Annotated in this window: 17 protein-coding genes and 1 pseudogene; 15 read left to right on the top strand and 3 right to left on the bottom strand. The window is 54.5% G+C overall.

Features of this window, described 5'->3' with window-relative positions:
- The first annotated feature begins 100 nt into the window (after positions 1–100).
- Entirely contained in the window at positions 101–1,753 is a 1,653-nt protein-coding gene (locus ABY734_RS06650; protein ID WP_372778226.1) for a PAS domain S-box protein, read from the top strand.
- Positions 1,746–3,317 carry a DUF3369 domain-containing protein gene (locus ABY734_RS06645; protein WP_372778225.1) on the top strand — a complete coding sequence of 524 codons (1,572 nt, stop codon included), beginning with the start codon at positions 1,746–1,748 and terminating at the stop codon, positions 3,315–3,317. Before ABY734_RS06650 ends, ABY734_RS06645 begins: the two co-directional genes overlap by 8 nt.
- 31 nt (positions 3,318–3,348) lie before the next feature.
- Here the strand turns inward: ABY734_RS06645 and ABY734_RS06640 are convergent, their stop codons facing one another.
- The gene (locus ABY734_RS06640) at positions 3,349–4,866 is read right to left on the bottom strand and encodes a flavin-containing monooxygenase (protein WP_372778224.1); all 1,518 of its coding nucleotides are present in this window, start codon (positions 4,864–4,866) and stop codon (positions 3,349–3,351) included.
- 177 nt (positions 4,867–5,043) lie between these two features.
- Between ABY734_RS06640 and ABY734_RS06635 the strand changes: the two genes are divergently transcribed.
- The 8 genes and pseudogenes from ABY734_RS06635 (at position 5,044) to ABY734_RS06600 (ending at position 17,264) form a co-directional block, all read left to right on the top strand.
- Positions 5,044–7,164: an AsmA family protein gene (locus tag ABY734_RS06635; protein WP_372778223.1), complete on the top strand. Its 2,121-nt coding sequence runs from the start codon at positions 5,044–5,046 to the stop codon at positions 7,162–7,164.
- 165 nt (positions 7,165–7,329) lie between these two features.
- Positions 7,330–8,541, top strand: a complete 1,212-nt coding sequence (locus tag ABY734_RS06630; RefSeq protein WP_372778222.1) for an aspartate aminotransferase family protein — start codon at positions 7,330–7,332, stop codon at positions 8,539–8,541.
- A gap of 28 nt (positions 8,542–8,569) precedes the next feature.
- A complete protein-coding gene (argF, locus tag ABY734_RS06625; protein WP_372778221.1) occupies positions 8,570–9,484 on the top strand; it encodes an ornithine carbamoyltransferase in 915 nt (304 codons plus the stop codon).
- Positions 9,485–9,623: 139 nt separating this feature from the next.
- Positions 9,624–10,688 (top strand): ABC transporter ATP-binding protein, encoded by a 1,065-nt coding sequence (locus ABY734_RS06620; RefSeq protein WP_372778220.1) that lies wholly within the window; start codon positions 9,624–9,626, stop codon positions 10,686–10,688.
- Between the two features lie 425 nt (positions 10,689–11,113).
- Complete coding sequence (locus ABY734_RS06615; protein WP_372778219.1) at positions 11,114–13,978, top strand: ribonucleoside-diphosphate reductase subunit alpha; 2,865 nt, start codon at positions 11,114–11,116, stop codon at positions 13,976–13,978.
- A 158-nt stretch (positions 13,979–14,136) separates the two neighbouring features.
- Positions 14,137–15,468, top strand: coding sequence for a ribonucleotide-diphosphate reductase subunit beta (locus ABY734_RS06610; RefSeq protein ID WP_372778218.1), 1,332 nt, complete (start codon positions 14,137–14,139; stop codon positions 15,466–15,468).
- Between the two features lie 152 nt (positions 15,469–15,620).
- Positions 15,621–15,689: pseudogene (locus tag ABY734_RS06605) on the top strand (SEC-C metal-binding domain-containing protein); the annotation flags it as partial.
- A gap of 216 nt (positions 15,690–15,905) precedes the next feature.
- Positions 15,906–17,264 carry a hypothetical protein gene (locus tag ABY734_RS06600; RefSeq protein ID WP_372778354.1) on the top strand — a complete coding sequence of 453 codons (1,359 nt, stop codon included), beginning with the start codon at positions 15,906–15,908 and terminating at the stop codon, positions 17,262–17,264.
- A 92-nt stretch (positions 17,265–17,356) separates the two neighbouring features.
- On the opposite strand, the gene ABY734_RS06595 is transcribed toward ABY734_RS06600, so the two are convergent.
- The gene (locus ABY734_RS06595) at positions 17,357–18,604 is read right to left on the bottom strand and encodes an IS256 family transposase (RefSeq protein ID WP_372778217.1); all 1,248 of its coding nucleotides are present in this window, start codon (positions 18,602–18,604) and stop codon (positions 17,357–17,359) included.
- Between the two features lie 1,131 nt (positions 18,605–19,735).
- Here ABY734_RS06595 and ABY734_RS06590 point away from each other — a divergent pair.
- From ABY734_RS06590 to ABY734_RS06580, 3 genes are all read left to right on the top strand, one after another.
- Positions 19,736–20,605 carry a hypothetical protein gene (locus ABY734_RS06590; protein WP_372778216.1) on the top strand — a complete coding sequence of 290 codons (870 nt, stop codon included), beginning with the start codon at positions 19,736–19,738 and terminating at the stop codon, positions 20,603–20,605.
- 156 nt (positions 20,606–20,761) lie between these two features.
- The gene (locus tag ABY734_RS06585; protein WP_372778215.1) at positions 20,762–21,574 is read left to right on the top strand and encodes a hypothetical protein; all 813 of its coding nucleotides are present in this window, start codon (positions 20,762–20,764) and stop codon (positions 21,572–21,574) included.
- Between the two features lie 92 nt (positions 21,575–21,666).
- Positions 21,667–21,918: a hypothetical protein gene (locus ABY734_RS06580; protein ID WP_372778214.1), complete on the top strand. Its 252-nt coding sequence runs from the start codon at positions 21,667–21,669 to the stop codon at positions 21,916–21,918.
- 286 nt (positions 21,919–22,204) lie between these two features.
- Here ABY734_RS06580 and ABY734_RS06575 read toward each other — a convergent pair whose 3' ends face one another.
- Entirely contained in the window at positions 22,205–22,732 is a 528-nt protein-coding gene (locus ABY734_RS06575) for a hypothetical protein (protein WP_372778213.1), read from the bottom strand.
- Positions 22,733–23,748: 1,016 nt separating this feature from the next.
- Between ABY734_RS06575 and ABY734_RS06570 the strand changes: the two genes are divergently transcribed.
- Both ABY734_RS06570 and ABY734_RS06565 read left to right on the top strand, forming a co-directional pair.
- Positions 23,749–24,597: a hypothetical protein gene (locus tag ABY734_RS06570; RefSeq protein ID WP_372778212.1), complete on the top strand. Its 849-nt coding sequence runs from the start codon at positions 23,749–23,751 to the stop codon at positions 24,595–24,597.
- Positions 24,590–26,542 (top strand): DDE-type integrase/transposase/recombinase, encoded by a 1,953-nt coding sequence (locus tag ABY734_RS06565; protein ID WP_372778211.1) that lies wholly within the window; start codon positions 24,590–24,592, stop codon positions 26,540–26,542. Before ABY734_RS06570 ends, ABY734_RS06565 begins: the two co-directional genes overlap by 8 nt.
- Positions 26,543–26,548 lie beyond the last annotated feature (6 nt).

The following is a 26,548-nucleotide window of genomic DNA, read 5'->3' as shown; positions in this document are numbered from 1 at the left end:
CTCTCGTCGCAGGTTAATCATTCACCAAAATTGGCGTTCTTGCGCCACGCCGCTGCGCTGAATCAGGGAGGCGACCATTTCATTGTCTGAGCGAATGCCTGTGACATCGCTTCACGCCCGCACCCGGCAGGACGAGGTTTTCCGGCTGATGGTGGAAGCCGCCCCCCAAGCTATGCTTATGGTCGACCACACCGGGCTCATTGCCTACGTCAACGCGCGCAGCGAAACACTCTTTGGCTACCCTAGGGGGTTTTTACTGGGTAAATCGGTCGACATACTGCTGCCGGAAAACGTGCGCGACAATCATCCCAATATGCGGGCTGCTTTCATGAAATCCCCGGGCACCCGAGCCATGGGGGCCGGTCGTGATCTCTACGGCCAACACAGCGATGGCACCAATATCCCACTGGAAGTCGGCCTGAACCCGGTCACCACCGATAACGGTGTCTACGTCATCGTATCGATTATCGATATCAGTGAACGCAAGCGGCAACAGGCGGAGCTTCAGGACCAGACTGCCCGCATCAGGGCTATTGTAGAAACCGCGGTCGACAGCGTGATTGTTATCGACGACGCGGGCATCATCGAAACCGCCAACCCCGCGACTGAAAAGTTGCTGGGATACCGCATTGACGAACTGCAGGGCCAGAATATCCACATGCTGATGCCCGAACCCTATCGCGGCCAGCACGATGGTTACCTGCAGAACTATCGCGAAACCGGCGAGCGCAAGATTATCGGCATAGGACGCGTGGTTGTGGCACAGCGCAAGGACGGCAGCACCTTTCCGATCGAACTCGCCGTCAGTGAAATGACCATCGCCGGCGAACGCAAATACACCGGTATTATTCGCGATATTACCGAGCGCCAGAAAGCCGAGGAAAAACTCCAACATCAGGTAGAAGAAACTGAGCAGGCTCTGCAAAGAGTGCGCGAAACCCAGGATCAGCTCATGCAGAGCGAACGGCTCGCCACCCTTGGCGGGCTGGTGGCAGGCATCGCCCACGAAGTGAATACACCCTTGGGCATCGGCGTATCGGCCGCCTCTTACTTACAGGAACAGGTTCACGACGTTAAGCACGGTCTGGATACCGACAACCTCAGAAAATCGGATCTTGAGCGGTTTCTGAAAGCCTGCGATGAATCGGCCGATATTTTGCTGACCAACATCCGTCGCGCCGCCGACTTGATCCAGAGCTTTAAGAAAGTCGCCGTAGACCAAACCAGTGACAAGCGTCGCACCATCAATCTGGGCGAGTACCTTAATGAGCTGTTACACAGCCTGCGCCCAAGGCTAAAAAAGACGCCGCATCGGGTCTATATCAAAAGCACCGAAGCGGTCTATATCGAAACCATTCCTGGTTCGCTTTCACAGGTTATCATCAACCTGATTATGAACAGTCTGGTTCATGCATTCGGCGAAACGGATCGCGGCGTCATTGAAATCGCGCTCTCAAAGAAAAACTCTGAGGCTTATCTCACTTTCCGCGACAATGGCAAAGGTATCCCCGAAGGCGACCTTGGCAAGATATTCGAACCTTTTTTTACTACCCGCATTGACCAGGGTGGTAGCGGCTTGGGCCTGCATATTGTCTATAACCTGGTTAACCAGATTCTGTGCGGAAAAATAGCTGTCGAGAGCAACCCCGGAGCAGGCACGGTGTTTTATATAACACTGCCGGCGAAACTTCCCGGCGAGAACATGGATGCATCAGCGCCAGAACAATTGCAGAAGGTACAGATTGATGTTTGAAGACAATGATGAACTGATTCTCGCTGGTGAGGGCGATATACCAGGGAGTCCACCACCTGAATCCACCCCCTGGAAAATCCTGGTTGTCGACGATGAGGAGGAAGTCCACCGTGTCACCCGGCTTACCCTTGGTGGCATGCGCGTACATAACCGCGAAATCAAAATGATACACGCCTACTCGGGTAGGGAATCAGTGGAGATCATGCGACAGCAGCCTGATATCGCCATGGTCCTGATGGATGTAGTGATGGAGGATGAGCACGCTGGCCTGCAAGCGGTCCAGAAAATTCGCGAGGAACTCGGCAACAGTGACGTGCGTCTTATTCTGCGCACGGGGCAACCGGGACAGGCCCCCGAAATGGAAGTCGTCACCCGTTATGACATAAACGACTACAAGGAAAAGACCGAACTCACCTCAAAGAAAATGCACACCCTGATGCATACCAGCCTGGGCCACTACCGCGAGCTTATGGCACTTAAAAAGAATCGAGAGGGCCTCACGAAAATCATCGATGCGTCGGCGAATATTTTTGAATCGCGCTCGATGAAGATTTTCGCCCGCGGCGTGCTCGAGCAGCTCAAAGCACTGCTCTATGCTGGCAACGATGCACTACTGGTGAAAGCTCTTGCGGCCAGAAGCAGCACAGAGACCCCTAACGACCTGACCATTACGGTTGGCGCCGGCGACGCAGAGCTAAAGGAAGACCAACCCATTGAGCAAGTCCTGCCCGGCTACGTCGTGCAACGGATACGCAATGCCTTGAAGGTAGAAGGGCCTTACTTTGGCGATGGCTTTTTCACGGCGCGCTTCTCCACCGTTAACGGCCACCATCAAATTGTCTACCTGAGCAGCGACAATGAATTCTCCGTCGCCGATCGCCAACTGGTGGAACTTTTTTGTCGCAATGTCGGCATTGCCTTCGACAATCAAATGCTGCATCAGGAAGTGCTGGAGAGCCAACACAAACTGGTCATGCTACTCAGTGCTGCGGTTGAAGAGCGTTCGATTGAGCTGTGCAACCACGTCCGACGGGTATCCGAATACGCATCTGTTATGGGCCACGCGCTGGGGTTTGACGATAAATTCAAGGAGATACTCGGTCTCTCGGCAGCCCTGCATGACATTGGAAAAATTGGCATTCCCGACGACATCCTCAACAAACCCGGCAAGTTCACGCCGGCAGAACGCGCTGAAATGGAAACCCACGTCATTCGCGGCATATCCATTATCGGTAAGCAAAGCGGAGAGTTACTGAACAGCGCCGCGACCGTAGTCGCCACCCACCACGAACGCTGGGATGGCACCGGTTATCCCGAGCAGCTTGCAGGCGAGGATATTCCGCTGCTGGGGCGAATAACCGCGATCGCTGACGTCTTCGATGCGCTCAGTACGGATCGCGTCTATAAAAGCGCGTGGCCCATGGAGGAAGTCATCGACTATATTCGCGATCAGGCCGGCAAACAGTTCGACCCGCATCTGGTCGAGGTTTTTCTCAACAATCTCGATCCGATCATGGAGATATACCGCCGCTGGTATCTCGACATCGGGACACAAGCCGCTTGAATAGCGCTATGCCGGCTTTATCGTCTACCGCCTACAGCACCTCTTCCTGACGCGGGCTCTCTACTGACGAGCCGGGCCGGGTCACCAGCTCATAGGCCGTATAGTCCGGCTCCGCCATCGCCTGATAGAAACGCTCTTGGGTCCAGGGCCAGGTAGCCGGGACGCCTCTGGCGTCCAGATACCAGCTCTGGCAACCGGAACCAAAGATGGTTTTCTTCGCCGCCGCAATGCGGTCCCTGTCAAACTGTTCAAGCGCTTCATGGGTAGCGCAGATTTCCGCGCACTCACCGCGCTCAAGCCGCGCAATCAATTGCGATACGTAGTGCCATTGATGCTCGGCGATATCGATCAGCGAGAAGTTGCCCACCGGCCCGTTGGGGCCGTTCAGCATGAACAGATTCGGAAAATCCGGAATCGAAATCGACAGATAGGCCCTAGGCGTATCCCCCCACACCTCATTCAATTCCACACCATGACGCCCGACCACGTTCATCGGCCGCATAAACTGATCGGCCTTGAAACCGGTCGCCAGCGCAATCACATCGAGCTCGTGCAGAGTCCCGTCTTTCATCCGCACGCCCTTGGCTTCGATGCGATCAATGCCCCCCAGTTCGACCTCAACTGCAGGGCGCTGCACTGCCTCGTAGAAGTCCGGTGAGAAAATCAGCCGTTTGCAGGCCGCCCGATAGGACGGGCGCAGTTTTTCGCGCAACTCCGGATCGCGCACACTGTTTTCCAGATAGTCGCGCACGATGGTTTCGATCTCTTCCATCGCCGGGGAATCGGGTTCCACAATCGCATTGGTGAAGCGTTCTACATTGGCCAGATACTGCGGCTCATTCTGCATATACTTGAGCAGCTCCGGGTCGTTGCGGAAGGCTTCCTTCTGCTCCTCGGTGAATTCCGGATTCTCTACCGGCATGATCCACTGGGGCGTGCGCTGAAAATGCACCAGCTTTTTCACTCGCGTGGATAGCGCCGACACAATCTGCACGCCGGTTGAGCCGGTGCCGATGACGCCAATGCGGCGGTCGTCCAGCGGCACGCTGTGATCCCAGCGCGAGGTGTGGAAGATCGCGCCCTCGAAATCGTCGATGCCGTCGATATCCGGGTAGCGCGGCACGTGCAGCACGCCCGTTGCCGCGATCACCACATCCGCTTCATCGCGCGTACCGTTTCGCGTTTCAATGTGCCAGCGACCGTGACGGTATTCACAGGAAACAATTTCTTCGTTGAAACGAATCAGCTTGTCGACGCCGTACTTGCGAGTGGTGCGTTCGAAATAGTCCTGAATCTCGGCGCCGGGCGGCAGGTAGCGACTCCAGTCCGGATTCGGCTCAAAAGAATATGTATAGGAATGCGAGGGCACATCGCAGGTAAGGCCGGGGTAGGTATTTTCACGCCAGGTGCCACCAATGCGATCTGCCTTTTCATAGATCGTTACATTGCGATGGCCGGCCTCCTGCAGCTTGATACCACTCAGAATGCCCGCCATACCGGCGCCAATTACCACAAACCGCAGGTCGCGATGCTTTTCTGATCCACTCATAACGCTGTCCTCACTGGCGTACTGTCATGGTGTCCATGCTAGAGCCCGGGAGATGCAGGCAATACGTCCACTTGGAGTATTTTTCGCTTTCACATGTGGATATAACCACATTCACTTCTCTGCGCCCCGCCGGGCATTTGATATATTGGGCCGACATTGTTTATCCGGAGGTTTTCCATGCCCGCTGCGCTGCGCTATCTGCTTATATCCCTTGCCGGCCTCGTGCTTCTTGGCGGCGTCGCTGTTGCAGGCATCCTGTTCCTGTTCGACCCCAACGATTTCAAACCTCAAATAGAAGAAGCCGCCGAAACCCATACCCGGCTGGATCTGCAGCTGGGCGGTGATATCGGCTGGTCCTTTATTCCGCTGGGGCTGGAACTGAACGCCGTGAAAGCCCGGCTGGACGACGAACCCTTTCTGGAACTGGAGCAGCTCATCGCCCGGGTCAGTTTGCGGTCACTGATCCAGATGCAGCCGTCGGTGCATCGTTTCGAACTGGCCGGACTGGAGTTGAATCTGATTCTGGATAAAGAAGGCCACGGCAACTGGGAGCGAATCATGCCCGAGCAGGCCGAGCCAAGCCCGAAAGCGATCCCGAAAGAGGAGCCCGCCCAGCAAGACAGCGGTGCCCTGCTGTTTAATATTAGTGAAGTGGATATTCGCAATACCCGAGTGCACTACCGCGATGAAAGCACCGGCCAGGCAGTGACATTGGACGAGTTCGGTCTGCAGGCCTCCAACATCAAACCCCAGCAGGCCTTTCCTCTCGACCTGCAATTTCATCTGGCCACCACCGAGCCGGCGCTGGATATTCGAACCAAGCTCAATGCCAGGCTCACCCTCGGCGAACAGTTCAAGCGCATTTTGCTGGACCAGCTCAGCAGCCAGATTACCCTGCAGGGCGATGCCACCAATCAGAAGAGCGTCGCTATAGCCATCGATGGCAATATCGACGCCGATCTGAACAACAGCCGTATCAGCTTATCGGCACTGAAACTGGCGCTGAATAAAGCGCAGCTCAACACCGACCTTGTTATAAGCCAGTTCGACAGCCAACCTCAGCTCGCCGGCACGCTCTCGGTTGCAGAATTCTCACCGCGCGAATTGCTCACTCAGCTGGGCCAGAGCCTGCCGCCCATGCAGGACCCGAACACCCTGCGCAAACTGTCGCTGGAAACCACTCTCGGCGGCGCACCCGGCCAGATAGAGCTCAAGCCGCTGAAAGCCACACTCGACGACAGCAAGCTCAGCGGTGAAGTACGCTACACCCTTGATAGCGGCGCACTCTTTGCCCGCCTCAATCTGGATGCGATAAATGCCGACCGCTATCTCGCGCCAGCCGAAGAAGCTCCAGCCGAGAAAACCCAGACTGCCAACACCCAAGCAGCACCGGAAACCGACCTGCTGCCACTGGACACCCTGCGCAGCCTGCAGCTGGATACCGGCGTGAATATCGGCGAGCTGATTATCAACGCCATCCCCATTCGTCAGCTGGCACTGAAAGCCACCGCCACCGACGGGCTGGTCACGATCAACCCGCTGAGCGGACAGTTATATGAAGGCAGCTTTAAAGCAAACGCCAGTATCGACGCCCGCAGCCAAAACCCGCGCTGGCAGGTTCAGGCCAAGGTCACCGATGTGAAGACACTGCCGCTGCTCACCCAGCTGGCCGAGATGCAGCAGTTTTCCGGGCTGGCCAATATCGACCTCGACCTCAATACCACAGGCAACCGCGTCTCAACGTTGCGCAACAACGCCAAAGGCCAGGCCAACTTCGCTATCAAGCAGGGTAAATTTGAAGGCACCAGCATGAGCGCCTACGCCTGCGAGGGCATCGCCCTGATGCACAAGGAAAGCATCGACACCAGCACCTGGCCTAAAGTCACTAATTTCGAAGACCTGAGCGGCGCAGTCACGATCAACGGCAACGCGATCAATAACAGCGCCCTCACCGCCCAGCTCAAGGGTATGGCACTGGAAGGCAAGGGCGCCATCGACGTTGCCAGCATGGATTTGGATTACCGCGCCGGCCTGCGCATTCTCGGTGACGTTCACGAGAACCCGTCCTGCCGGGTGAATGAAAAGCTGAAAGACGTGGTGATACCGGTCAAATGCAAGGGCTCACTCACTGGCGAAAAAGGCCTGCCCTGCAAATTCGACACGGCCCGCTTCCGCGACGTCATCGCCGACAAGGCCAAAGCCGAAGCCAAAGAGAAGGCCAGCGAGGAGATTGACCGCGGCAAGGAAAAGCTGAAAGAGAAGGCTCGGGATAAACTGCAGAATCTGTTTGGCCGATAAATCCTGAGCAAGCTCTTGCGAAAGCCCCGTCAGCCGCGCCGCAGCGAGAATTGCGCCGCCGGCTGACGGGGCATTGCCAGCCCAGGATATTGGTTATATGATGATCCGTTCGGTGGGCAGCGTTGGCTGCCCTTTTACGTTTTAGCCGCTTTTTTCCAATCTGGGATGATCAAGGAACTGGGGATTGCCATGCCCAATACGGTGATGTCGACCTACAATCGGTTGCCGGTGAGTTTTTCTCACGGCGAGGGAGTCTGGCTCGTGGACGAGCAGGACAAACGCTACCTGGATGCCATCAGCGGCATCGGGGTCAATGCCCTGGGCCACGCCCACCCGAAACTGACGCGCCGCATTCAAGAGCAGGCCGGCGAGCTGCTGCACAGCTCCAATCTGTATGGCGTGAAAAACCAGCAGGCACTGGCCGACGTCCTGTGTTCACTGTCCGGCATGGACAACGTCTTTTTCTGTAACTCCGGCGCCGAAGGCAACGAAGCCGCCCTGAAACTGGCGCGCCTTTACGGTCACAAGCGCGATATCACCCGCCCCACCGTGGTGGTAATGGAAGGCGCCTTTCACGGCCGCACCCTGGCCACCCTGACCGCCTCGGGCAGCCGCAAGGTGCAGGCCGGTTTTGAGCCACTGGTGAACGGCTTTACCCGCGCGCCCTTTGGCGACATCAAGGCACTGGAAAACATTGCCAAGAACAACCACGACGTATGCGCCGTACTGCTGGAGCCCATTCAGGGCGAAGGCGGCATTAACCTGCTGCCCGAGGGCTTCCTCGAGCAACTGCGCGCGCTGTGCGACAAAAACCAATGGCTGCTGATGCTCGACGAAGTCCAGACCGGCAACGGCAGAACCGGCAAGTACTTCGCCTATCAGCACAGCAGTGTGATGCCTGATGTGGTGGTTACCGCCAAAGGTCTTGGCGGCGGCATTCCCATCGGCGCCTGTCTGGCACGCGGCGAGGCAGCCGAGCTGTTCAAGCCCGGCAACCACGGCACCACCTTTGGCGGCAATCCGCTGGCCTGTGCCGCCGGCCTGGCCGTGGTCGACTCTCTGCAGAACGACAAACTGATCGACAACAGTGCCCAGCGCGGCCAGCAGCTGCTCGACGGCCTGAAAGAACGTCTCGGCAAACTCAGCGGCGTGGTCGCCATTCGCGGCCAGGGTCTGATGATCGGCATCGAGCTGGCTGGCGCCTGTGGCGAGCTGGTACAACAGGGGCTGGACGCCGGCCTGCTGATCAATGTCACCTCCGACAAAGTGGTGCGCCTGCTGCCGCCGCTTATTATTAACCAACAGGAAGTTCAGCAGCTGATCGACAACCTGTGCCCCCTGATCGAAAACTGGGTCGCACAGCGCAACGCCGCCTGAGCTACAACCAACATAGAAGTAAGCAACGATGGCCGTCAGGCATTTTTTGAGCTTAATGGATTGCTCACCCAGCGAATTGCAGCAGTTGATACAACGCGCAATTGAAATGAAAGCCGAACACAAGGCGCGCACTGCGGTGCCCCGCTTTAACAACTACGTGCTCGGTATGCTGTTTGAGAAATCCTCCACCCGCACCCGCATCTCCTTCGAGGCCGGCATGGCCCAGATGGGCGGCCACGCCATGTTCCTCGCCCCCGAGCACACCCAGCTCGGGCGCGGCGAACCGATCGAAGACAGCGCCCGGGTGATGTCGTCCATGGTCGACATCATCATGATGCGCACCTTCGGCCACGACATTATCGAACGCTTTGCTGAACATTCCTCGGTGCCGGTAATCAACGCCCTCACCGACGATTTCCACCCCTGCCAGCTGCTGGCCGACATCCAGACCTACGTCGAGCATCGCGGCAGTATCCAGGGCAAAAAAGTGGCCTGGATCGGCGACGGCAACAACATGTGCCAGAGCTACATCAACGCCGCCATCCAGTTTGATTTTGAGCTGGCCATCGCGGTGCCGCGAGGCTTTGAACCGCGCAAGGATCTGGTGCAGCAAGCCGGTGATCGCGTCAGAATCACCACCCTGCCCTCCAAAGCCGCCCGCGACGCCGACCTGCTGGTCACCGACGTCTGGGCGTCCATGGGTCAGGAAAAGGAAAAAGCTCAGCGCCGTCGCCAGTTTGCCGGTTTTCAAGTCAATGAAGAGCTGCTGGCGGTTGCCAAAAGCGATGCGCTGTACATGCACTGCCTGCCCGCTCATCGCGGTGAAGAGATCTCAGCCGGCTTGATGGACAACCCCGACACTGTGATCTGGGATGAGGCAGAAAACCGACTGCATGCGCAGAAGGCTTTGATGGAGTTTTTGCTGCTGGAAGCGGCGAGCTAAAGACTGCCCGACCCTCACCCCAACCCTCTCCCAAAGGGAGAGGGAGTTTGAACCTACCGAGCCACAATAGAGGGTCCCCTGCCCCCCCGGGAGAGGGACAGGGTGAGGGGAACCCAAAACCAGAAGCTACGGAAACCCGATGCTCCAAGTCAAAAACATCCAATGCCACTACGACGGCGAGCCGGTTATCGACGACATCAGCTTTCATGTGAATGAAGGCGATATCTGCACCCTGCTCGGCCCCAGCGGCTGCGGTAAAACCACGGCCCTGCGCGCCATCGCCGGCTTCCAACCGGTCAAGCGCGGCGAGATTCTGCTCGGCGACAGCCTGCTCAGCCAGCCCGGCTTTTCGCTCGACCCGGAACTGCGTCAGGTGGGCATGGTGTTTCAGGACTACGCCCTCTTTCCCCACCTCACAGTAAAACAGAACATCTGCTTTGGCCTGCGCAAAAAAACCAACGGCGAACAAAACCGCATTGTGCAGCAACTGCTGGAGCTGGTGCGCCTCAATGGCGTGGAAGAGCGCTACCCCCATGAACTCTCCGGTGGTCAGCAGCAGCGTGTTGCCCTGGCCCGGGCGCTGGCACCGGCGCCAAAACTCTTGCTGCTCGACGAACCCTTTTCCAACCTCGACGCCGAGCTGCGCAAGAGCCTGAGCCTGGAAGTGCGGGACATTCTCAAGGACTACGGCATCAGCGCCATTCTGGTCACCCACGACCAGGAAGAGGCCTTCGCCTTCAGCGACCATATCGGTCTGCTCTACCACGGCGCCCTGCAGCAGTGGGACACCCCCTTCAACCTCTACCACGAACCGGCCAACCGGCTGGTGGCGGAGTTTATCGGTCGCGGCAGCTTTCTGCCCGGCGTGGTCAGCGGGCCCAACAGCATCCAGACCGAACTGGGCGACCTGCACGGCAACCGCGCCTATCCCTGGCCGGAAAACTCCCCGGTCGAGGTCCTGCTGCGCCCGGACGACATTGTGCTCAGCGACTTCGAAGGTATTGAAGCCACCATCGAGAAGAAGGTCTTCAACGGCGGCGCCACCCTCTACCGGCTGGCCCTGCCCACCGGCAGCAAGGTGGAAGCCCTGCTGCCAAGCCACCGGGATTTTCAAATCGGCGACAGCATTGCCATCGAGGCCGACGTGGAGCATCTGATTGCCTTCCGCCAGCAGGATGACGCAGAAATTCATCACAAAGCATAAAACTCGCTGCTCTTATGAAAACATCGTCTTAGGGCCAAAATCGGCGCAATGTTAGCGCCGTTTCACTGAAAAGCGGCTATGCCGGGCACCCTCGGGTTAGTGCCCACCCATACCTCAACTTATCCACACCTTGTCAACACGCAATCCCCAACATTTAGTGCTTGCGAACAGCCCAAAACAACACTATCTTGTGTCCTTGACTGCGGTGACGCCCCGGCGCGCACTCTCGAACTCGAAGCTAAAAAAACAAGATCTGGTCATTTCGCAACGAAATTGAGCACGATACGTAACATTTCTTCGACATTCGACGCAGGCATAAAATCGGATACAGCGGTAAGCGGCACCGTGTATTGAGCATTCCAGATGCTGTAGTCAACAACACGCCCAGACACCATATATAGACGGCACAAATGTCCGGAGAGACCATGCAAACCCACGTAGAAAGCCAGCAAAGCAGCGCCACACAAGCCCCTAGCTCACCCTCAAAAACCGAAATTCAGGCCACTGCCCCCGGTCAGCTGCGCGTTATCAAGCGCAACGGCACCGTGGTGCCCTATACCGATGACAAGATTTCGGTCGCCATCACCAAGGCCTTTCTGGCGGTAGAAGGTGGCAATGCCGCTGGCTCTACCCGCATTCACGAAACCGTGGCCAAGCTGACCGATCAGGTGACCGCCACCTTCAAGCGTCGCATGCCCTCCGGCGGCACCATCCACATTGAAGATGTGCAGGATCAGGTCGAGCTGGCCCTGATGCGCAGTGGCGAGCACAAGGTTGCCCGCGACTACGTGCTCTATCGCGCCAAACGCGCCGAAGAACGGGCCAAGGCGCAGCCTGCTGAAAAGGCCCACCCCTCCATTCGCGTCACCCTGGAAGACGGCTCACTGACACCGCTGGATCTGGGCCGCCTGGAATTCATCGTGCAGGAAGCCTGCGAAGGTCTGGCCGATGTCGACAGCAAAACGGTTCTGGACGAAGTACTGAAAGGCCTGTACGACGGCGTGGCCCAACACGAGGTGAATACCTCGCTGGTGATTGCCGCCCGCTCGCTGGTCGAAAAAGAGCACAACTACAGCTACGTAACCGCCCGTCTGCTGCTGGACAAACTGCGCGCCGAAGCCCTGAACTTCCTCGGCATTGCCGAGAGCGCCACCCAGCACGACATGGTCGAGTACTACCCGAAAGCGCTGGCCGCCTACATCGAAAAAGGCATCGAGCTGGAACTGATTTCACCGGAGCTGCGCGAGTACGATCTGGCCCGCCTCGGTCAGGCCATCAAGCCCGAGAACGACAACCAGTTTAACTACCTCGGTTTGCAGACCCTGTACGACCGCTACTTCATTCACAGCAACGACGTGCGCATCGAACTGCCGCAGGTGTTCTTTATGCGCGTGGCGATGGGTCTGGCAGTTCGCGAAGATGACAAGAACGCCCGCGCCATCGAGTTCTATGAACTGCTGAGCTCGTTTGATTACATGAGCTCCACCCCGACCCTGTTCAATGCCGGCACCCTGCGCCCGCAACTGTCCAGCTGCTACCTGACCACTGTGCCCGATGACCTGCACGGCATCTACGGCGCCATTCAGGACAACGCCATGCTGAGCAAGTTTGCCGGCGGTCTCGGCAACGACTGGACTCCGGTGCGCGCACTGGGTTCCTACATCAAAGGCACCAACGGCAAATCACAGGGTGTTGTACCCTTCCTGAAAGTGGTTAACGACACCGCCGTAGCAGTTAACCAGGGCGGCAAGCGCAAGGGCGCGGTCTGCGCCTACCTGGAAACCTGGCACATGGATATCGAGGAATTCCTCGAGCTGCGCAAGAACACCGGTGACGACCGTCGCCGCACCCACGACATGAACAGCGCCAACTGGGTACCTGACCTGTTCATGAAGCGCGTCTTCACCGACGGCAAGTGGACCCTGTTCTCGCCCAGCGACTGCCCCGACCTGCACGATCTTTACGGGCAGGCCTTTGAAACGCGCTACGAAGAATACGAAGCCATGGCCGAGCGCGGCGAGCTGAAGCACCACAAAACCGTGAAAGCGGCCGACCTGTGGCGCAAGATGCTGAGCATGCTGTTTGAAACCGGCCACCCGTGGATCACCTTTAAAGATCCCTGCAACCTGCGCAGCCCGCAGCAGCACGCCGGTGTGGTTCACTCGTCCAACCTGTGTACCGAGATCACCCTGAACACCAACAAGGAAGAGATCGCGGTATGTAACCTGGGCTCGGTTAACCTGGCCCAGCACGTGGACGAAAACAGCCTGGATCACGCCAAGCTCGAGAAGACGATCAACACCGCCGTGCGCATGCTCGACAACGTGATCGACATTAACTACTACTCGGTACCGCAGGCGAAGAACTCCAACATGAAGCACCGCCCGGTTGGGCTGGGCATCATGGGCTTCCAGGATGCGCTGTATAAGCAGCACATTGCCTACGCCTCTGACAGCGCGGTGAACTTTGCAGACCGCTCCATGGAAGCGGTGAGCTACTACGCCATCAAAGCCTCCAGCGATCTGGCAGCCGAGCGCGGCCGCTATGAAAGCTACGAAGGTTCACTGTGGAGCCAGGGCATTCTGCCGATCGACTCCCTGAGCAAGTTGATCGACGAGCGCGGCGCCCAATTTATTGAAGTGGATCGCACCGAAACGCTGGATTGGCAGAGCCTGCGCAACAAAGTCGCACAGGACGGCATGCGCAACTCCAATGTGATGGCGATCGCCCCCACGGCGACCATTGCCAACATCACTGGCGTATCCCAGTCGATCGAGCCCACGTATCAGAACCTGTACGTGAAATCGAACCTGTCCGGTGAGTTCACCGTGGTGAACCCCTACTTGGTACGCGACCTGAAAGCCCGCGGCCTGTGGGACAGCGTGATGGTCAACGACCTGAAATACTACGAAGGCTCGGTACAGAAGATCGATCGCATCCCGCAGGATCTGAAAGACATGTACGCCACCGCCTTTGAGGTTGAGCCGCGCTGGCTGGTCGACGCCGCCTCGCGCCGTCAGAAGTGGATCGATCAGGCCCAGTCCCTGAACCTCTACATCGCTGGCGCCTCGGGCAAGAAACTGGACATTACCTACCGCATGGCCTGGTTCCGTGGTCTCAAAACCACCTACTACCTCCGTGCCCTGGCAGCGTCCACCACCGAGAAGTCCACCGTAGATCGCGGCACCATGAACAAGGTGTCGTCGCAGGCTCCGGCAGCGGCTCCAACCGCCGCACCGGTACCAGCCGCCTGCTCACTGGACGACCCGGATTGCGAGGCCTGTCAGTAAGCAATTAACCCCCTCTCCCTCTGGGAGAGGGCCGGGGTGAGGGAAGGCGCCAAGCGCCAAAAAATTTAACCGGAACGCGCAGTACCCGTTCACTGTCATAACAACAAAGGTGGGTATCCATGCAGCAAACCAACACAGCAAAGAGCCAAGGACATTCGATGTTAAGCTGGGACGATTACAACACCGACGAAGCACTGGACGCCATCAAGGCCAAACCTCAAACGCCTCCGCCGCCTGCTGCGAAGGCTGAGCCGGCATCGGCCGCTCATCAGGACTCCGTACAGGAACCTGTCGCGACCTACGCGGACACGCCCGCAATGCCGGCGGCGGAACCAACCGCCCCTGCCGCAGCAGCCCCCGCCGAAGCCATCGGCGATGAAGTCATTGCCGACGAGTCGCTTCAGGCCCGCGCCGAACGCGCCCTGGCAGAACTCGACGTTGCCACCGGCCTCGAAGAACTCGAAATGGGCGCCGCCCGTATCGAAGTGGACGACAAGCGCGTCATCAACTGCCGCGCCGATGTAAACCAGCTCGTACCCTTCAAATACGACTGGGCCTGGCAGAAATATCTGGACGGCTGCGCCAACCACTGGATGCCGCAGGAAGTGAACATGTCGGCGGATATTTCCATGTGGAAAAACCCCGAAGGCCTGACCGAAGACGAACGCCGCATCGTGATGCGCTCACTGGGTTACTTCTCAACCGCCGACTCACTGGTTGCCAACAACCTGGTGCTGGCCGTATACCGCCACATCACCAACCCCGAGTGCCGCCAGTACCTGCTGCGTCAGTCTTTTGAAGAGGCCATCCACACCCACGCCTACCAGTACTGTGTAGAGTCTCTGGGCATGGACGAAGGCGAAGTCTTCAACATGTACCGCGAGCTGCCCTCCATCGCCAAGAAGGCGGCCTGGAGCCTCAAGCACACCAGCTCGCTGTCTGACCCCACCTTCCAGACCGGCACCCCGGAAAAAGATCAGGAGCTGCTGCGCAACCTGATCGGCTTCTACTGCGTGACTGAAGGCATCTTCTTCTACTGCGGCTTCACCCAGATCCTGTCCATGGGCCGCCGCAACAAGATGACCGGCGTTGCAGAGCAGTTCCAGTACATTCTGCGTGACGAGTCCATGCACCTGAACTTCGGCATCGACCTGATCAACCAGATCAAATTGGAAAACCCCCACCTGTGGACACCTCAGTTCCAGCAGGAAGTGGCCCAGATGATCGTGGAAGGCACCCAGCTCGAAATCGAATACGCCCGCGACTCCATGCCGCGCGGTGTACTGGGCATGAACGCCGGCATGATGGAACAGTACCTGCACTTTATCGCCAACCGCCGCTTGGTACAGATTGGCTTGAAAGAGCAATTCCCCGGCGCGCAAAACCCCTTCCCCTGGATGAGCGAGATTATGGATTTGCGTAAGGAGAAGAACTTCTTTGAAACGCGCGTAATCGAGTATCAGACGGGCGGTGCGCTTAGCTGGGAATAAATTTTAGACGCCCCAATTAGCTTTTGAGGGGATATTTTAGCCGTAGTGAAATTACCGCCCTCCCTGGCAGGGAGGGCGGCAGCAATTAGCATTCGCTCATGCCCATCTTGAAAACTTATCCGAGGATAAGGCACACGGCCAAATGATGCTTCATGTCACACACCCCGAGAAATGCAAAATGCCCTTGCGGTAGCGACATTAAATACAAGAAATGCTGCGGGAGCCCGACTAAGAATTCAGGGTATGACGCCCAACAAGGTAGCGCCACGGCCAAAGCCGCCAATTTGCATCAGCGCCATATATCTGACGAAGTTATCAGGGTGTCGCAACAAGGACATGGACGCCCCATCATCTCGGCCAATCTAGGTGACTATACGATAGTCGCGGCCGGCAATAAGGCTCACTGGTCAAAACACTGGAAGACATTCACTGACTTCTTGCTGGACTACCTCAAAGAGACTTTAGGTAGCGACTGGGGCAATGCGGAATTATCAAAGCCAGTTGAAGTCCGCCACCCAATAATCCAATGGTACGACCTCATTTGTCGTCAACAGGCTTCGCAATCGAAAAAAACCGGGGAGGTTTATACCGGCCCGATGACCGGCGCAATATATTGCTACGTAGGCCTCGCTTACAATCTATACCTCCTCGAACACAATGTAGAACTCCAGGCCCGCCTCGTAGCCCGTCTTAAGGATATCAAGCAGTTCCAAGGCGCTTATTATGAGTTAATTGTAGCAAATTGCCTTATAAGAGCTGGCTTTGAACTTGTTCTTGAGGATGAAGCTGACAGATCAACTAAGCACTGTGAGTTCGCCGCCCGGTCTAAAGCAACGGGAAAAAGATATTGGATTGAAGCAAAGATGAGGAGCGTCCCAGGCATACTCGGCAAAACCAAACAGGACGGCTCTACTTCAGGCGATCCAACATCACGACTTTCCAAACATTTGAGTGAAGCTCTCAAAAAACCAGCCCCTGATGAAAGAATCGTCTTTATTGACCTTAACACCTATTCCTCAGAGGGAATTGCAGAACCAAGCTGGGTCAACCAAGCATCACGCCGACTAAAAGATAGAGAGCGCCACCTACATCCCGAACAAAAAGCATATGTGTTTATCACAAACATGTCCTACCACAGGGAACTGCTCTCAACATCTCCAAGTGGAGAGGCACTAGCGTACGGGCTCGGATTGCCTGACTTTGCAAAGCCAGGGCCAGTAAGACTGAAAATGTGGTACAGACAGAAGCAAAAACATATCGACGGCCACAATATCATGATGGCTTTAAAAGACTACCCGCGGATACCGGACACACTAGATGGCCGGCCAGCATCTGAAACTTTCAGCAGTAACCAGCGCATACGAGTCGGTGAGACGTATCTTTTTGGCGATGCGCAAAATCCAGATGGTGTAGTCGGCACTGTGACATCGGCAACAGTAAGCGAGACCGAAAACAAAGCTTACGTCGCAATCACGGCGAGGGATACAGGCAAAGGAATGATATTAACGGCAGAACTGTCGGATGCTGAAATGGCGGACTACAGGCTCTACGGCGACGCCTTTTTCGGGGAAACGCAAAAGCGGAATGCTGAATGCCACGACATTTTTGATCTCTACGAATGGTTCGTTGATTGCTATTCCAAAACCCCATACGAAAAGCTAATTGAGCTCGCTAGAGATCATCCCGACATTGAAAGATTAAGACAGTTAGATCGCGAGGACATAGTACTTGAACTCTGCGAGGGATGGGCCCATGCAGTCATTAAAGACAAAGAAACCATATATCAAAACTATTAGCTGATGACTCTTAGGCCATGGCCCTTTTGAATTTCAATGTCTGGCCCGTGGGCTTGACGAGCTATGGTCAAATCTGGTGTTCAGCCATTTAATCAAGCAACGTCCTGATCGGCTGTTGTCACCTCTTCACCATCCCTGAATTTTATTCCCTGGACGACCTTCGCCAGGTAATTAAAGCCGCGCTGTTTGCGCCAGTTCTTCTCCGCACACTGGCCCAGCTTGAAGATCATGTGGAGCATGCCATCGCGACTCAGGCAGCCTTTGGATCGCTTCGTCCGGTGGCGGATGGTGCCAAAGGTCGATTCGATCGGATTCGTTGTCCGCAAACTCTGCCAGTGCTGTGCCGGGAAGTCATAGAACGCCATCAGCTCGTCACGGTCTTTTTGTAAACAGTGAACCGCCTTTGGATACTTCGGCTCGTACGTCTTTTCAAACTGCTCGAAAGCCGCCTCGGCATCCTTGCACGTTTCCGCCTGCCAGATATCGTGCAAGGCCTGTTTCATCTTCGGCTGCGCGGACTTTGGTGCATAGTTCAGCACATTGCCGGTTTTATGCATCCAACAGCGCTGCTGCCGGGTTTCACCATATACTTCATCCAGTGCTGCCCAGAAACCCATCGCGCCATCACCAACCGCCAGTTTCGGGGCATTCATTCCGCGTGCTTTCAATGACAGCAGCACTTCGCGCCAGCTCTGCGTCGATTCCCGCACGCCGTCCTCAATCGCGAGAAAATGCTTCTGGCCCCGCTCATTAACGCCAATAATCACCAGCGCACACAGCTTGGCGTCTTCGGAGCGCAAGCCACTGTAGATGCCGTCTGCCCAGACATAAACCCAGCGATCACGATCCAGGCGAGACTTGCGCCAGGCATTGTACTCCTCGCCCCATTGGCGTTTCAGCCGCGAGACCGTGCTGGCTGACAATCCTTTGGCATCCGGCCCAACGAGCACCTCCAGTGCTTTTTCCATCTCGCCACTGGATACGCCCTTCAGGTACAGCCAGGGCAGCGCTGCTTCCAGTGACTGGGTCTTACGCACGTACGGCGGCACCAAGGCTGATCGGAATGTCACAGGCTTGCCATCTTTGGCTCGCACCTTGGGCACCTTCACGGTAACAGGGCCAATGCCGGTCTGAACATTGCGCTCCGGGTGGTAGCCATTGCGCACAACGGCCGCACGGCCATCCTCTAATCGCCGCCCTTGAAACCCTTCTAAGTAGTGGCTCAGCTCCGCCTCAACAGCCTTCTGGATCAGATCGCGTGCGCCCTCGCGCAGCAACTCAGTCAGCGGATCGGCAATCTCATCTCGACCTGCGAATGCAACAACGGTACCCTTGCTCATAGTGGCGTATTCCTTGTGTTGATTGACTTGTTTGGCGACAACAAATCAACCAGATACGTCACTTCTTTTCAAATCTCCTGAACACCAGATTCAGTTATAACTCGGGCTTGACGACTGCATAGGCAAAGTGGGCAGTCAGGTCTCCCTAATGCATAACGTACTCCTGACTAATACCGGTCGCTTTGAAACTCTGAACCGTTGATATCCCCCCCCCAATGGACGCATTGTTTCTTATTCTTCCCCAAGATCATCAGCCTGAGTCTTTACAACATCCCAATAACCGGCGTAAGCCATTGATTTTATGGAATTCGAATATATGTTAGTGTGTCAGCAAAAGGAGTCCATAGCCACAATTCGGACTCGCCTAGTCGGAATAGGTAACCACTGATCAAGATCCAACTTGCTGAAATAAAATGAAAATAAGAAAAGAGCCTCCAAGAATTCGAATGTTATACGGCCAAAGTGTTATGAAGCCCAAGTCTACATAATTCACCGTTAGCGCAGCCACGCTCATAGCTCATGGGGGAATGATGCACAAACATCTACTTTTATATCCATTGGTAGTTCTTATTTATGCTTGCACTACGATTGACGCTGGAAGCTACATAAGCAATGGATCTCAGATTGAAAGAGTACAGTCGGACGCCTGGTCACATATAGAGTACGAAAGCTATGATTACCTTGCATCTAAGTTAAGCGCTAAAGCAAAAAACGCACTATGGAGTCCTGACCGTCTAAGTAGAGAATTGAAGCTTCTTCCTCCAGGCGGTCAAGTAGTGGCAAAAGTTTCATCTGTCACGATTGAGTCAGCGAATACAAAGTACTGGGAGTTTGTTGTCTCCGATCTTGATGGCAAAGAGATTCAGCGCAGAACTGGCAGTAACAGCATCGCAAATCATAATACGGGAAAGTACTCGACTGAGTGGTGGAATATCGCAGTAGTTCGATTGCGTAGCCCAGTAAACGTGCCGTTTAAATTTCATGTAATTGACAACATATCAGACAAGCGAAGTACGTACATTGTTTACCCCAACACAAATTCTAGTGCCGAATAAAAGGTGCTAACAAGCCAAATCATCCGATACCAAAACCACGCGACTGTTCGGAGCGCTAGAAGCTATGGATACGAAGGTGGCCATCGAAACCGCATTGCTCCCGCAGTACCAAAAATCCGCGGCATTCATGGAGCGCTTCCTTGTGGCCGCACATATTGAGGGCTCACCTATCGCGAGAACCGTAAATAACCAGAAAATTAAGCTTGTTGATGGTGCTGAAATCGACGCTGATGCGTTGAACTATTTTTTCGACAACAGCGACGCGATGAGGCAAGAGTTCACGCGGGATTTACGTGATCGCATAGGCGCAGCCGTTTTCGATGAATTCTGCGACGTTATCGCAAATGAGTGGTTTGACGGTAAACGGTTGCGGCAGGAGGGGAGATCCCGCAGACTAAAGCGCTCAATCCTTGATTACTTGAAGACCCTCTTGCCTGATTCGACCTCAGCAGGGGACTTAGTACAGGCAACTGATCTGCCGGTCGACGTCAAGCCACTGATACCAATAGAGGCCGTCGCAGCAATTATCACGGTTAATGATCAGATGCTTTATCGGCATGTGGAAGCATGGAAAGAAAGGCATCCAAATAGCGACGCTTTAAACAACGGCGAATTGTTCCTTCGGCGTGGGCTTGCATTGAAGACAGAGCTGGAGCCAGATGTCGAATATCGTGAATGGGATTTCATCAACTCTTATTCAATCGCTTTTAGCGCACCGGAACGATTTTCTCAGATGATGAAGGAGCGCAAACCAGCTATCGTAAACGGCGAATTGGCTTTGTTTGGGGAAAGGGTTCTATTCTTCTCACCTTTCGTGCCAGAGATGGAAGTTGGCCAGCTAGAGTTGGGCATCATCCCCTCGCTGGCCCCGCTCCCTATTCATTGCCAAGGCGAGCACGCTGGAATTTTGGAGTACATCCTTGACCCTGCACCGTATCAGATATGACTTCAAACAAGTGTAGGCTGTCGGACAAATCACTCGCGGTACCCCTAGTTTGCCGCAGCTACAGGCGTTGTGAGCTATGAGCGATACCAAAAAGCGACACGTTTGCTTTTGGCGGGAAAGATCAGCGCTAAGCGCAAATTCGGAACGGGTGGCACGATGACAGATTTCGTTGACATCATTGGAACCGCCTTCGCAGCTGCGAGTCTTTATGCGTTCCGCCTATCTCGCAAGGGAGATATTAGAGAGCACTCAACGAAGATGGGGGCAGTACTCCTCATAGCAGCTCTCGCGCTTTTTTCTGACCACCCTTCCGTGTATTTCGCGGCGCTAATCATTGTTGCAACAACCGTCACCGAAGTTGAGTTCCTGCAAAACCTTGCGGCTATCGCTAGGGGTAACTCCGACTACTTCAAATACAAAATTGAGGAGCTTGGCCGCAATGAACAGGAAGAAAAGGCGGCCAGAGATCAGCGAGAGCTCGGTGAAGCGCAACCTGCGAGAGAAAAAAATCTTACGGCTGACAAAATCGCTAAAAGTAAACGCCACATAGAAAACGTAATGGCTGCCGAGTCTGCAGCTCTTGATCGCATGGAGGACTACTTCGGGGCCAAGATAAAGAGGAATGTTCGAGTACGCTCAGGGCGAAGAGAGATAGAGCTTGATGGACTAATCCCGAGCATCGTGGATGACGTTATGAGTGAGAAGATCATTGAGGTTAAATACCTAAGCAGCCCTCGGACATTCGGAAACTTCGCTGCGGTCTTTCCCAAAATTGAGCATTTGGCCCGTGAGTACACGGCCATTGCCAAGAAAATTGCAAAACTTCATATCGTTGTCGTAGTTGAAGGCGACAAGAGCCTTTCGAATGTGGATATGAATCGCTTGAAGGCTATGATTGACCGTAGCGACATCTCCGCAGGCTACTCGGTATTCACAACCAAAGACCTCGGAATTGAAATGCTCACATAACAACACGTTGCTGGTGACGCTAGACCCGCCACTCACTTTCTTTGCCGCAAAATCAGCAATTACGTCACGTACACTTTAACATGTGTCGTTAAATGTCAGGCGATGCGAAACGTATGATGAATATATTTAAGAGGCTTTTCAATGTCTTGACATTAATCCCCACGGGATACGCAATCCTGCTTTTATTGGTGATGATTACAGGCGGTGTTTCTAGGTGGACGGAGTTTCTTTTATACAACTTTGGTGGCGTCGCGTTGGGCTATATTCTGATCGCCGCAGCGAACTACATTTTCTTTGGCAAGTTGACACTATGGAACAAATTTCCAGACAAGGCGAATAGCTGATAATTGAATTCACATACCTTGGTGCATGGAAACAGAAAATGACTAACGAAGCACAAATGAAAATGAACGGAAAACATTTCTCCAGCTGTAGCTGTCCGGTCTGCGGGCGTTTTGGCGGCAATCACGCGTCTAATTGCTGCTGCCCCCATTGCGGTCGCTTCGGTGGCAAACATGCCTCCAATTGTCATTGTCCTGAATGCGGCCGATTTGGTGGGAGTCATGCCTCAAATTGTGCATGTCCAGAATGCGGTGCATTCGGAGAGTGAGCCCATTTAACAATGGCCACTTACCGCGACGTATTTTGAGCCCCGCCTGCGGCCCCACTAAAATACGGATGTTCACGCAGCTTGACTCTATAAGCACTTTCGAGACAGGCAATTTTATTCTCTAGCAGTCGCCTCTCAGCCAGATATTCGTGCCACATATCTACCACCTGACACTGAATGCTTTTATCAATTAAAACCAGATCCAGATCGCTTAGCATGCCTTTATTCACAACGGGGCCTATGCCCGCCTGCTGCTTTCGCCTAGCAATTGCCTCTTGGCATTCCGGGGTATTTATAAACCACGCCAAATACTCAGGAGCGACATCATCAACTAATAACTTCAGATGGAAAAATTGGTGGCTGCAGACCACCAAGCCCGGCACCTCAACGCGATCGATATAAGTTGCCAGGTTAGCTTTTCCGTTCATACGAAAGATCACATCCCCAGGCTCCAACCATCGCGGTTCGGCCCGTCCTGTCAGCTCAGTTTCAGTGACCTGCCACCAGTTAACGCGGCCATACTCATCGATATCTTTGGGCTGAATCATAAAAACCCCGGATCCGGGTACGTGTGGGATAGTACCTCGCATGCGGTTCCCGGCCTGGATCGACGCAATCTCGCCCACTTTTTTGGTAATTCTCACACTTCATACCTCTTACGCTGACCTGCATGATCAGGGCCAATAATAGATTTATGGTTTATTAACAAGTGGATTGCGACCAAAAGCCATCATGTTATTGACATTTAATCAAGGTATCGCTATAGTTTGCAACCATGTCGCTCCGGCGACTTTATTATTTCGATTATTAAAGAAACACAAATCATGCAAATAAAACTCTGAGCGGCTGCTTCGATTTCTCGTGGCAGCGTTTAAAGCTGACTTCACGAAATCAGGACAGCACTCATGCATAGTTGTGTTTCACTCCTTTCTGGCCAAGCAGCCACAAGCCAAACCAAACTGCCAGCAGCCTCTGCGCAGGCAGACGAGCTTTTGCTGATCTATCTCCAAAACCCCTGCAAAAATAGACCTGCGAAAATTCTTACGCACATTCGGCTATCCCATGCCCGCGCAAAAGCCGGCCATAACAATGCCGCCCACTTACTTGCAAGAACCTGCTCATCCGCACAGCCGCGCTCACATACATACGCGCACGCCTTTCCGTGGGTAAGAGCCTGCACTGACCTGCCTCGCTTTCACTCCACGACCAGCATCTATCGATCTAAAGCCACCACAAAATCATCGGCCCCGCTCTCGACGCGGCACTCTCCTTTCCTCCCCCCAAAAATCATATTTATGGATTAACAATTCCAAGGGAAAAATTATTTTCCTTGGGAGCAATCCACACTAAGAAAATCTAGTTTAGCGTTTATTAATCAATAGTTTATGTATTTTTTACGATTTGACGGATTCGTCATTTGCTGGCTATCTTTTTCATCCAATTTGAATATAGGGGCATCCGCATGAGCCTACGAATATGACTTGCGACATACAAAAAACGACATAGTCGGGGCGCCCTGATTTAGCCGCGTCCTGCTGCCAAGAAATGTGTAAGGACGCTGCTGATGCCTTTATTGCCATCACGCGGGCAGGCTCGTGCCCAAGAAAAACCTGCTCGTAAAAAGCGGGCAACCTCGAAGCCCAACGGGAAACAAATTGCCACGCGCAAGTTTGTCTCCGTACGCGGTATTGAACGTGCAATTTATCCCATCAGTCAGTTAAAGCGGGCATTCCAAGAAGCAATCAAAACGCCCCAAGTCAGAAAACCCAAAACGCGATACGCACGCTCGAAAGCAACGGCCGTTTCGTCTCTCAGGATCCGGGACATGAAGGGCGAGTCGCTCAATCCACAAATGATCACAGAAGGGGGATTGGAACCGCTGTTCCTAAAGCAGTGCGAGCTGAACCCAGAACTCCGCCTAACACTGGCCCAACCCTTCGTCGTCGACTTCGAAGGCTATCTGGGTCTCGGTACCTTCACGATGGATTTCGCGTGCTATCCGCTGTACGGAAAACCCTTCGCTGTCGACGTAAAGGAGTCCTGCGCGCTCGTTAGCTCAGACTATCGACCGCTTATTGAAGCACGCAAACAAGCCTTCAACGACTTCGGTTTCGAACTACAAACACCAACCGAAATCACGATCTGCGCTGAGCCCATGTGCACCAACGTGCGCGAGATCTACGCCTGCCTCGGTCAAGACCAGAGGCTACTCAAGAAGGCTGCAAGGCAAGTCAATGAAGCATTGATCCGCGCCGGCGGCACGGCCCCACTAGGAGAATTTCTCTCTCATCTACCTCCGCAAACAATTCGATGTGGCGCAGCCTATGGCTTGTACTCACGACAATTTTTTGCGGATCACTCTGCTCCGTTCGGGAGCGATTTTGTTATCTCAAAGGAGAAACCCCATGACTGACTCTAATTTCTCATCAATCATCGAAAATTTGAGCAAGGGCGACCGCGTCCGGTGGCGCAACGGTCGAATCTACGCAGTAGACCGAGTGCCAACAGGCTTGCAAACCCAAATTCGGCTCATGGAGATTGACGGAAACGACGTTGTCCATATTAGCCCGAAGATGCTCCTGAATATGCTACTTGCGAAGGAAGTTGCTTTTCCGAGCACGCCTATGTCAGAGCAAAACATCGAACTTCGCCTTGGTGACGCGAGCGAACAAGAGCGATTCGATTACCGATATCGCAAAGCCGTGGCCCGCGAGCTGAACACCATTGTTTCCGGCACATCAAGGAATCAGCAAATGGAGATTCTGGGCGAGCTGACAGATCACTACGCTCGCATGGCACACAAACAAGGTGTAAGCGCACCCAAGCTCCCAACGTATGCGACCGCTAAAGCATGGCAACGAGAGCTGAACAACAACCCTTTATCACACAAATCAAAATTGCTAGTGATTGATCATCGCAAGAATCCACGCAAAAAACGTCTTAAACCCATGTACCTCGCCGCGATGGAGAAGACGATCCGCGACATCCATGACTCACGGGCAAACGCCAGCTACCTCTCTAGCTATGAAGAACTACGGCTTAGTTGCCAAGAGCTGCATCCAGATCGCACACCGGAGCAAGTAGATCGAATCATGCCGCACTACACAACATGGGTTAAAGCGGCCAAGGAGTATGACGCATACCAGTCAAGTAAAGCTCGACAAAGTCCTACGCAACACCGAAAAGACTCATCGCACGGCGGAAAGATTGAAGTTCCGGAAGTCGTCGGTGGGGTCATGGAACTCGACTCTACAAAACTCAACGTCTTCGTGAAAGTTGATGGCGTAAATACCGGTATCCGCCCCTGGCTCACTGTACTAATTGATGTCTATACGCGCGTCATCACGGGCTGGTATCTCTCGCTCTCACCCCCAAGCTCCGTAGCGACTGTGAATACAGTTTTAATGTCGTCAACTGAACATGCGTCAGAGAAACGCGTTATCCCCATTTCGCTGCATTGCGACAATGGCCCGGAGAACCGAAATTCAACAATCATGGAACTAGCGTCCGAGCTGAACTTTGACGTGCGTTTCGGCGCGCCCGGATACCCCAACGATCAACCCCATGTCGAATCCAATTTTCGTTCAATGGAGAACAGATTGATTCACAACATGGGTGGAACCAGCTTTGGCAAACTTGGGCAAAATCGCCCCTACGCTGCTGAGAAGTTCCCAGTGTATACGCTTGATACTCTGAGACTACGACTCCAGGAATTTATCGCGATCTATCATCAGCTCCCTCATTCAGGGCTCCTGGGAATGACTCCTGACCAAAAATGGGCCATTGCAACCGAAGACCCATTGCGCCAGCCGGCTACCATCACCAAGGCCTACGCAAAATCGCTTGGCTTGATCAAAGTTGAGCGTGAGATTAACGATGGCATCGTGAATGCGGTTTGCCTCTCGTGGAAAGCGCCCAACAATGTAAGCCTTGCGAAAGAACTTGAGAATAGTAATCGTAAAGCTGTGCTCTTCATCGACCCAGCAAATCTGGGCACTGCTTACATCGCTGCGCCCAATAATACCAAGAAGAAATTCCCGGTCTATGCACGTAACAAGGCGTATCAAGAGGGTTTGTCTCTTGAAGTGCATGAATCTATCCGTGAGTGGCGAAAATCGTGGCACGAAGAGACTCAAGACAAAGCCGGTGCACGTAACCTGCTTGCGCAATTCTATCGACAGTTGCGATCCGATGCTGATCTCATGATGGAAGAGGTTGACAAGGGGCGTCGCAAGCGCGGTGACTTCCGGGATCAACCGGGATTCCGCGCCGAGGTCAGTGACGCTCGGACGCAAGCCCCACCGCAACCTGTTCGCAGACGAGAAAAACGTTATTCATCTGGTTTCGCTGCTCGATAAGGAGGC

The organism is Litorivivens sp. (assembly GCF_041624475.1).
Classification (GTDB): domain Bacteria; phylum Pseudomonadota; class Gammaproteobacteria; order Pseudomonadales; family Spongiibacteraceae; genus Litorivivens.
The sequence above is the reverse complement of the archived record's forward strand: the minus strand, read 5'-3'. Positions and strand labels throughout refer to the sequence as shown.